An 8,694-nucleotide genomic window follows, 5' to 3' on the forward strand; every position below is an offset into this window, starting at 1 on the left:
CCCATCCCCAGCGAACAGGCTCGCCCCACCCGCTCATCCAGCACCTTGTCGACCCCCTCGCGCAAACACCTTGGACATCTCATAGCCATCCCCTCGCAGACTCAGCTCCCTGATTATTGGTCAGAAATACCTCAAGGGCTCCCGCAATGGACAAATACCGAATTTGGGCCCTCACTAACCCAAATTCCACCATCCAGGGCCGCGATCCGTGACCCCTGTCGAGATCAAAGATTCACCAGCTCCGATAATGTGGCCCTCCTCCCTCACCACGGCGACGCCCCCATGACCCTTCTGAACAACCTCTCGTTTACCACCAAGTTACGGGTACCCATCCTGATGGTGTTGCTCATCATGTCCGCCGTGATGGCGGTGGCCTACCGCAGCTTCAGTGAACAGCAGCGGATCAACCGGACGGTAACCGAACAGATATTGCCGGTTCAGAACGCCCTGGAGGATGCCTACCGGGATCTCTACCAGATAGTGGCGGCGGGCCAGGGGTTGATCGTCGGTGGTATCACCGAGCGCAACCTCGCCTTTCAGCATCAGGAGTTCATCGACAACAGCAGCAAGGCCAGAGCCCGGCTAGCCGGCGTACAAGGCCTGATCGGGAGCGGCCTGCTCGGGGCCGAGCATCAGGCCAGCCTGGATCTGATGCTGGCAGAGTTCGATCGCTGGTTGCCGCACTATGGCGCCGTCTTTGCCCATCCCCAGTCCGCCAGCAACTATCTGGCAACCCATTTCGATGAGGCCGAGCGGCAATTTTCATCCATCCGCAAGCAGCTCAATCTGCTCAAGGAGGCGGTGACTCTGAGCAGAGAGACCTTGATGGCGCAGAGCCAGGCGTCCAGCCAGCATGCCCAGCAGCTGATGAGCCTGGGCACCCTGGCCGCCGTCCTGTTTGCCATAGGGCTGACCTGGTGCCTGACCCGGTTGATGCTGCAGCCACTGCGCAATATGCAGCAGGCCCTGGCCAACATCGCCGATGGCGAGGGGGACCTGACCCAGCGGCTGAGCATCCACAGTCGGGATGAGATAGGCGCCCTGGGCACCGCCTTCAACCGCTTCATCAGCCGGGTGCATCAGATAGTCGGTGATGTCAGCCAGACCGTCGTCACCGTCCAGTCCGCCTCGACTCAGCTCCATGAGCTGATGACCAAGATGGTCGACAACGGTCTGAGCCAGCAACAGCAAAGTGACCAGATAGCGGCCGCAGTGGAGGAGCAGAGCGCCACCAGCGGTCAGATGATGGCCCATGCCAGTCAGACCGCGAGCGCCTCGAGCGAGGCGGCCCAACAGGTCCAGAGCGCCAGCGAGGATCTGCATCTGACGGTGACGGCCCTGGAGGCGCTGGTCCTGGATATTCAGGCATCGGAGCAGGGTGTCACCCGGTTGGAGCAGGATGTGGTGCACATCTCGACCGTGCTGGCGGTGATCCGTGGCATCGCCGAGCAGACCAACCTGCTGGCGCTCAACGCCGCCATCGAGGCCGCTCGCGCCGGGGAACAGGGGCGAGGTTTCGCCGTGGTGGCCGACGAGGTACGCAACCTGGCCAGCAAGACCCAGCACAGCACCGGGGAGATACAGCAGATGATAGAGCGATTGCAGCAGGGCAGTCAGCTGGCGGTGCAGCGGATGGGCGCCAGCAGCAAACAGAGCCACCAGGTGGTGGCTCAGGCCCATCAGACCCGTGCCAACCTCGGCCAGATGAGCCAGGCCATCGTCATCATCAACCAGATGAACGATCAGATCAGGGTCGCGGCTCATGAGCAGAGCGAGGTCAGTGGCGAGATAAACCAGAACCTGCAAGCCGTCGCCAGCAATGGCCGCGCCATGTTGACGGGCCTGGAGCAGGTACGCCTGACCTGTGCCCAATTAGGAGAGCAGAGCCAGCAGCTGGCGATCACCATTCGCCAGTTCAGGCTCTGATGGCTCAGTCTGATGACTCAGTCTGATGGCCCTGATAGCCCTGATGGCTCTGATGGCTCTGATGGCTCAGGGTGAGCCTGATCAGCTCTGTGGCTTGAACAACTCCTTGTCCAGATTATGTTTTTTCATGCGCAGGTAGAGTTTTTTACGGGGGATACCAAGGTAGTTGGCGGCCTCGGCCACCCGGCCGGAGAAGAGGAAGAGCGTGTCCTCTATGATGCGCTTTTCGTACTCTTCGACCAGGTCGTCGAGGGGCTCCCGGGCATTGGCAGCCGGTATGGCCCGCTCAACCCCGGCCAGCTTGATGATGCCCACGGCATAGAGCTCGGCCACGTTGCGCAGCTCCCGGATATTGCCGGGCCACTGGTGGCGCTTGAGGGTCTCGAGATAGGGTCTGTCCACCTGGGGCAGGGGCCGGCCTATCCGCTTGCAGCCCTGACGCAGGAAGGTGCGAAACAGGGGAATGATGTCACAGCTGCGCTCGGCCAGGCGAGGCAGCTTGATCCTCACCTGAGAGAGATAGTAATAGAGCTCGGGCATCAGCAGATGCCGCTCCACCAGCCGCTCCGGGACCTCATCAAACAAGGCGATGGTGCGCTGCGCCTTGCTGCCATTGCGCTCCTGCTCCAGCAGATAACTCCCCAGCCAACGCTGGCTCTCCGGGCTGAGCCGGGCGGGAGCCTGCAAGACCAGCGTCCCTCTGGCACAGAGGGTCAGGCTCGCCCTGATCTCGGCCAGTTCGGGGGAGGTGGCGCCATCATGGACATGCAGGGGACCCTCCTTGCGATCGCTGATGCTGTGCAGCAAGGTGGCCAGAGTATGGCGTCCGCAGCCAGGCTCCCCCTCCAGCATCAGATCCTTGTCGGTCTGGGCCAACTGGTTGAGCTGCTGGCGGATGGCCACTATCTGCGGACTGGTGCCGATCAGTTGATGATCGACCGCCGTCTGGATCTCGCTGCGATGGGACAGTATGTTGCGCCTCTGTTCGAGCGCCCTGGCCAACAGCGCCAGCAGTGCCTCCGGGTTCAGGGGCTTCTCCAGAAAATCGAAGGCACCCTGCTTGACCGCCTTGACCGCCAGCGGTATGTCGCCATGGCCCGTGATCAGGATCACCGGGATTTCGGCATCGATCCGTTGCAGCTCGGCCAGCAGATCCAGGCCATTCATCGCCGGCATATAGATGTCTGAGATCACTACTCCGGGCCAGTGCGCGTCCAGCAGGGCCAATCCTTCCTCCGGACTGGTGGTCGCCTTCGGTTGATAGCCGGACAGGGTGAGCAGATGGCAATAAGAGTCCAGCACATCTTCATCGTCATCCACCAGGAGCACATCGGGGATACGACTGCGGGTTAACAACATGGGCAATACTCCGTCATGCATGGCCGTCGGCGCCCGTGGACACATCGGCCTTATCGGCAACAAATTCCAGCACCACCATGGCGCCCCCGGACAGGGCAGAGCCCAACCAGACTTGACCATGGCAACGTTCCAGCAAGGAGCGGCAGATGGTCAGCCCCAATCCCAGCCCCACCGCTTTGCTGGTGGTGAAGGGGGTGAACAGCTTGGGCAACATGGCCTCGTCGAAGCCGGGACCACTGTCGCAGATCGCAATGCCCAGCCGCCCGCCCCCCAATTCGATCGCAAACAGGCTGATTTCCCGTCGCTCCCGGCCAGCGATGGCATCCAGCGCATTCACCAACAGATTGACCAGTACCTGCTCCACCAGACCCGGGTCGGCCTGGATCCAGAGATCGGCGGGCAGCTCATTGGACAAACGACAGCCATCACGCTTGGCCCTGTTCTCCACCAGCAGCAAGGATTGCTCTGCCAGTTCATGCAAGTCTAGGCGGCACAAAGCACTGGTTGTTGGCGACTTGCGGGCAAAATTGCGCAGCGCCGTGATGATGCGGCTCATGCGCTGGGCCAGCCGCTCTATCTTGTCCAACTCTTCGCCCAGCCCCTGACCCTCCTTGGCCGCCAGCTTCACCCGACTGGTATAGAGGTAGGTCATCATGGCGGACAGGGGTTGATTGAGTTCGTGGGCTAGGCTGGTCATGGCCTGACCCACCACCGCCATCTTGGCGGCCTGGATCAGTTCATCCTGGGTTTGCAGCAAGTGGCGCTGCGCCTGCTCCCGCTGGGTCACCTCCTCGGCCAGCCGCTGGTTATTCTCGGTCAGCGCCAGGGTGCGCTCCGCCACCAGCCGCCCCAGCTCCCGGGCCGTCAGCTCCTGGCGGGTCACGTCCGTGATGGTGATGATGAACTTTGGCCTCCTGGCCTGTTCGAAGCGGCGGAAATTGAAATGGAGAAAGCGCAGCTCTCCCGCCAGCTCGGCCGAGAGGGTGCACTCACTGCTGCCGGTCTGCAGCAAGGGCTGATCGGGCTGGAATTGTGCCGCCAGTTGGGCGCCAGCCTCCCCGGGGAACACTTGCCAGAGCGGCTGCTCCGGCTCGATGGCTGTCTGCTGAAACAGGGCCAGCGCACTGGGGTTGACCGACTCGATGGTGCCATCCGGATAGCAGGTGATCAGACTGGCCTGGGTATTGTTGATGAGATTGAGGGCATTGGTTCTCTCCATCTGCTGCAACTGCTCGCAGAAGCTGCGCAGGCTCTCCCCCAGCCGCCCTATCTCATCACGCCCCATCGTCTTGATGGGTTGTTCCAGTTGGCCGGCCGCCACCCCGGCCAGATCCTGACTGAGGATATCGAGGCGCTGGATCAGCCGCCGTCCGATCAATACCACCAGTACAAAGCCACTGATCAGCACCGAGGTACCCAGTACCACCAGGATCACCCGCTTGCCGGTTGCCACCTGACGACTGCTGTCCTGCGCCAGGGTACGCAGGGCGTGGTTGGCATCGGTGACCAACAGGCTCACCCTGGCATGGTAGCGGGAGACGGAGCGATCGAGCAGGGGACCTAATGCGATGAGCTGTTGCTGGGTGCGCACATCCTCCCCTAGCAGCCGTTGCAGCTGGCCACCGGGTTTGACCAGGGTCACTATCTCTTTGAGGATCTGACGATAACTCACCGTCGAGGGGTAATCGGCGAGACGGGCCGTCAGGGTGTTTATCTCTGCAATCTTGTAGCCAATGAACAGGAAGGCGCTCTCCAGATCCTGTTGATAGCGTTGGCTGATCACCTCCTCCACCAGGCTCTGCAGCTCATTCTCCTTGAAGGTGAGATCCTGCAGGGTAGAGAACTCCTTGATGATCTCCCCCAGGGTGCCCTGTTGCTTCTTGTCCTCGACCATCGCCGTCAGGTGCCACTCCACCTCTTGCAGCAGAGGGGCCACCTCATCCACCAGATCCTGATGCAGCCAGGCGCTGCGTTTTTGTATCTGTGCCAGTGTGGCCTGATGATCCAGTTGCTGACGCAGGTAGTCCGCATGACGCTCTACCTGCCCCCCCAACTCGGCGAAGGTCTGACGCTGGCTCGGGGTTTCCTTGTGATCAGGGGAACTGGCGAGGGAGGCCTGGCGCATCTCCTGCAAGGTCGTCGATACCTGACGGGAGAGGCGCTGATAGTCACCCAGATCCCCCGTGTCCCTGAGCTGGGCCAGCTGCAACAGCAGGCGCGAGCTGGCGCGCTCCAACTGGTAGGCCCCGTCGATAGCCGGCAGGTTCTCCTCGACGATCATCCCGACCTGGCGACCGAGCCTGTCCCACATCACATAAGCGGTGACCCCCATGCCAAGGGTCAGTATCGTGATGGCGATGAAGGCCAGGGTGAGCCGCCGTCCCAGGGTGCTGGGCCAGCGCAGCCACCAGCCTCTCCCCCTCATGGCTGCGCCGCCTGTTCGACCAGCGCCATGGCCGCATTCAGGTTGTCCTGGGTGAGTTGACGCCATTGATGCAGCATGCGCTCCGCCTGCGGGCTCGCCTTGTCCCCTTCGTAGAAATCGTCAAACAGCGCCAGCAGTGCCGGATCCTGCGTCTGCTGTTCGGTAAGCGGCGGTGTGCTGGCCCGCACCCTGGCCTGCGCGATCAGGGCGGCCCTTCTGCCGCTCCCGTTCCCATCGGCTTCGTCGATGCCTCGCCAGGTCAGCCGCAAGCTGGGCAGTTGCTGGGTGATGGTCTGCTCGAACAGCACTTTTAGCAGACTGGCACGGCGATAGAGCAACTCCTTGTCGAGCACGAAGTCCGTCTGCTGCGCCAGTTGCGGTTCGGTGAGTGTCACCTTCGCCATCTCGGAAGTACCGACCACGGCCTGTCCCTCGGCGGAGAGCAGGAAGTCGATGAACTGACCCGCCAACGCCGACTGTTGACTGCCCTGCATCACCGCCAGGTAGGTCGGTAGTATCGCGCCCTGACGCAGGGGGGTGAAACCTATGTAGTCGAAGTGCGCCTGACTGGTGCGGGCATAGCTCTCTATGACCAGCCCCGCCCCTGCCAGGCCACGGCTGATGCCATCACTGACCCCGAAGCTGCGCGCCGTGATAGCGGAGAGATTGCCGCCGATCTGCATCAGGATGGCCCAGCCCTGCTGCCAGCCATATTGCTGCAAGATGCTCTCCACCATCATATGAGTCGTGCCGGACTGGGAGGGAGAACTCATCATCACATGCCCCATGAACACCGGATCCGCCAGACTCTGCCAGTCGTGCGGGACCGGCAGCCGGTATTTCTCGAGATAGCGCCTGTTATACATGATGCCGATCCCGGAATAGCCGACCACGGCCACCTTGCCGTCCAGGCCGAGAATATGCGGACTCAACCAGGCGGGAGGCTGGGTGTGCACGGGCAAGCGGGCGAGCAGGCCCGCCTTGTCCAGTGAGTGGAAGAAGGTGGGGGAGGAGGAGAGCACCATGTCGACAGGGGCGCCATCCCACTGGCTCAGCAGCCGCTGGGCCGAGAGGGTGCGTCGGTAGATAACCTCAATCTTGACCTCGGGATGACGCTGAGTAAAGCCCTCCACCATGGCCTGAGTCGGGCTCTCCGAGAAAGAGGTCAGCACGGTCAGCGCTGCCGCCTGAACCCCAGCGCTGCACAGCCAGCAGGCGATAGTGAGTATGAACAACGGTCGGCAAGGGCTCTGCATGGCGGGGTGACGCATCCTGTGGTGAACGGATTTTGTGCGACAGCTCAAAGATCCGGAACATGGTGAAATATTCGTGGTCGGTGGCATGAGCCACTCCTGACCCATTCCCCCCCATTCATCTCTCTCATTTTCGGTGATCCAACCGGATCGAACCAGCCGGAAGATGTCATTTATGACTCATCAAATCAGTCAGTTGAGTCATCTCTGACCCAAATTCTCGGCTTTGCTGACCCCTGTTATCCCTACCTACTATGCCAAGGACGGCAGAGCAACTTTGCACTATGGCAGAACATCTCTGCACTACAGCAGAGCATCTCTGCACTTTAGTACCCAATTATTCACGGAGAGTACCATGTTCAACTTCTTCAAGACGCGAGCCGACCTTCCGGTCATGGACGCCTCGCCGGACAAGATAAGATCCATCTATCGCAAGTATCAGTGGCAGGTCTTCCTGGGCCTGGTACTGGGCTACGCCATGTTCTATGTGGTTCGCATGAGCCTTAACGTGGTCAAGAAACCGTTGCTGGATGCCGGGATCGTCACCCTGGATGAACTGGGTGTCATCGGTTCGGCCTTCCTGTTCACCTACGCGGTCGGCAAGTTCTCCAACGGCTTCCTGTCGGATTACGCCAACATAGGCCGCTTCATGTCGGTCGCCCTGGGCGCCTCCGCCGTCTGTACCATCTTCATGGGCATGAACACGGCCACCTTCTTCCTGGTGCTGATGTGGGGCCTGAACGGCTGGTTCCAGTCCATCGGCTCGGCGCCCTCCTGCGTCTCCATCTTCCAGTGGTTCTCCCCCAAGCAGCGTGGATCCGTCTACTCCATCTGGGGCGGCTCCCGCAATATAGGTGAAGGCATCTCCTGGATACTGACCGCGACCGTCGTCAGCTACTTCGGCTGGCAAGCGGGCTTCATCGGGGCCGGTATTGCCTCCGGGATCGCCGCCATCTTCATGTTCCTGGCCCTGAAGGACCGCCCGCAGACTTATGCCCTGCCCGAGCCTGCCGTCGCCTTCGGTGAAGAGCCGGAGATCGCCAAGAAAGTCGAGCCGGCCGAGATCCGCCGCGCCCAGATGTTCATCCTCAAGCAGCCGACCGTCTGGCTCATCGCCGCCGCCTGTGCCTTCATGTACATGTCCCGCTACGCCATGAGCTCCTGGGCCGTGCTCTATCTGCAAGAGCAGAAGGGATACAGCCTGATCGATGCCGGCTTTGCCATGTCCGCCTACCCCATCGCCGGTTTCGTCGGCGCCATCCTGGCCGGGGTCATCTCCGACAAGGTATTCAACTCCAACCGCCACATCCCGACCCTGCTGTACGGCTTGGCCAACATCGCCGGTATGTGCCTGATGTTCTGGGGCCCCCAGAGCCGCATGATGGACGCCGTCGCCCTCTCCCTGATCGGTTACTCCATCGGTGGTCTGGTGGTGTTCCTGGCCGGTCTGACCGCCTGTGACCTGATGCCCAAGACCGCCGTCGGCGCCGTGAAAGGCTTCATCGGCCTCTGCTCCTACATCGCCGCCTCCGGCCAGGAGCTGGTCTCCGCCGCCCTCATCAAGACCAGCGTGGTCGACGGGGTCACTCACTACGACTTCAGCAGTGCCCAGTACTTCTGGCTTGGTGCTTCGGTCATCTCCATGTTGCTCGCCCTGACGGTGTGGAAAGCCAAAAAAGTCGTCAACTACTGACCATCACGCAAATGAACCTGTCTAGTCCTGAAATAGGT

5 protein-coding genes are annotated in these 8,694 nt (G+C 61.4%); 2 read left to right on the forward strand and 3 right to left on the reverse strand.

All coding sequences use genetic code 11. From position 1 onward, the window contains the following. Positions 1-282 precede the first annotated feature (282 nt). A complete protein-coding gene (locus BN1130_RS07680; protein WP_042041243.1) occupies positions 283-1,926 on the forward strand; it encodes a methyl-accepting chemotaxis protein in 1,644 nt (547 codons plus the stop codon). Between the two features lie 81 nt (positions 1,927-2,007). On the opposite strand, the gene BN1130_RS07685 is transcribed toward BN1130_RS07680, so the two are convergent. The 3 genes from BN1130_RS07685 to BN1130_RS07695 are packed head-to-tail and all read right to left on the reverse strand — an operon-like array spanning position 2,008 to position 6,945. Further along, on the reverse strand, positions 2,008-3,285 hold the full coding sequence (locus tag BN1130_RS07685) for a sigma-54-dependent transcriptional regulator (RefSeq protein WP_042041245.1): 1,278 nt from the start codon (positions 3,283-3,285) through the stop codon (positions 2,008-2,010). 13 nt (positions 3,286-3,298) lie between these two features. Then, on the reverse strand, positions 3,299-5,710 hold the full coding sequence (locus tag BN1130_RS07690; RefSeq protein WP_042041247.1) for an ATP-binding protein: 2,412 nt from the start codon (positions 5,708-5,710) through the stop codon (positions 3,299-3,301). Continuing rightward, positions 5,707-6,945 carry an ABC transporter substrate-binding protein gene (locus tag BN1130_RS07695; RefSeq protein ID WP_042041248.1) on the reverse strand — a complete coding sequence of 413 codons (1,239 nt, stop codon included), beginning with the start codon at positions 6,943-6,945 and terminating at the stop codon, positions 5,707-5,709. Before BN1130_RS07695 ends, BN1130_RS07690 begins: the two co-directional genes overlap by 4 nt. A 373-nt stretch (positions 6,946-7,318) precedes the next feature. Here BN1130_RS07695 and BN1130_RS07700 point away from each other — a divergent pair, with 373 nt between their 5' ends. Beyond that, on the forward strand, positions 7,319-8,656 hold the full coding sequence (locus tag BN1130_RS07700; RefSeq protein ID WP_042041249.1) for an MFS transporter: 1,338 nt from the start codon (positions 7,319-7,321) through the stop codon (positions 8,654-8,656). The last annotated feature ends 38 nt before the right edge of the window (positions 8,657-8,694 follow it).

It is taken from the genome of Aeromonas rivuli, from assembly GCF_000820045.1.
In the GTDB taxonomy this organism is placed as follows: domain Bacteria; phylum Pseudomonadota; class Gammaproteobacteria; order Enterobacterales; family Aeromonadaceae; genus Aeromonas; species Aeromonas rivuli.

Excerpts from the sequence above, each read along its gene's own strand:
- BN1130_RS07685 (WP_042041245.1), bottom strand. The coding sequence starts at position 3,285 with ATGTTGTTAACCCGCAGTCGTATCCCCGATGTGCTCCTGGTGGATGAC.
- BN1130_RS07700 (WP_042041249.1), top strand. The coding sequence starts at position 7,319 with ATGTTCAACTTCTTCAAGACGCGAGCCGACCTTCCGGTCATGGACGCC.
- BN1130_RS07690 (WP_042041247.1), bottom strand. The coding sequence starts at position 5,710 with ATGAGGGGGAGAGGCTGGTGGCTGCGCTGGCCCAGCACCCTGGGACGG.
- BN1130_RS07680 (WP_042041243.1), top strand. The coding sequence starts at position 283 with ATGACCCTTCTGAACAACCTCTCGTTTACCACCAAGTTACGGGTACCC.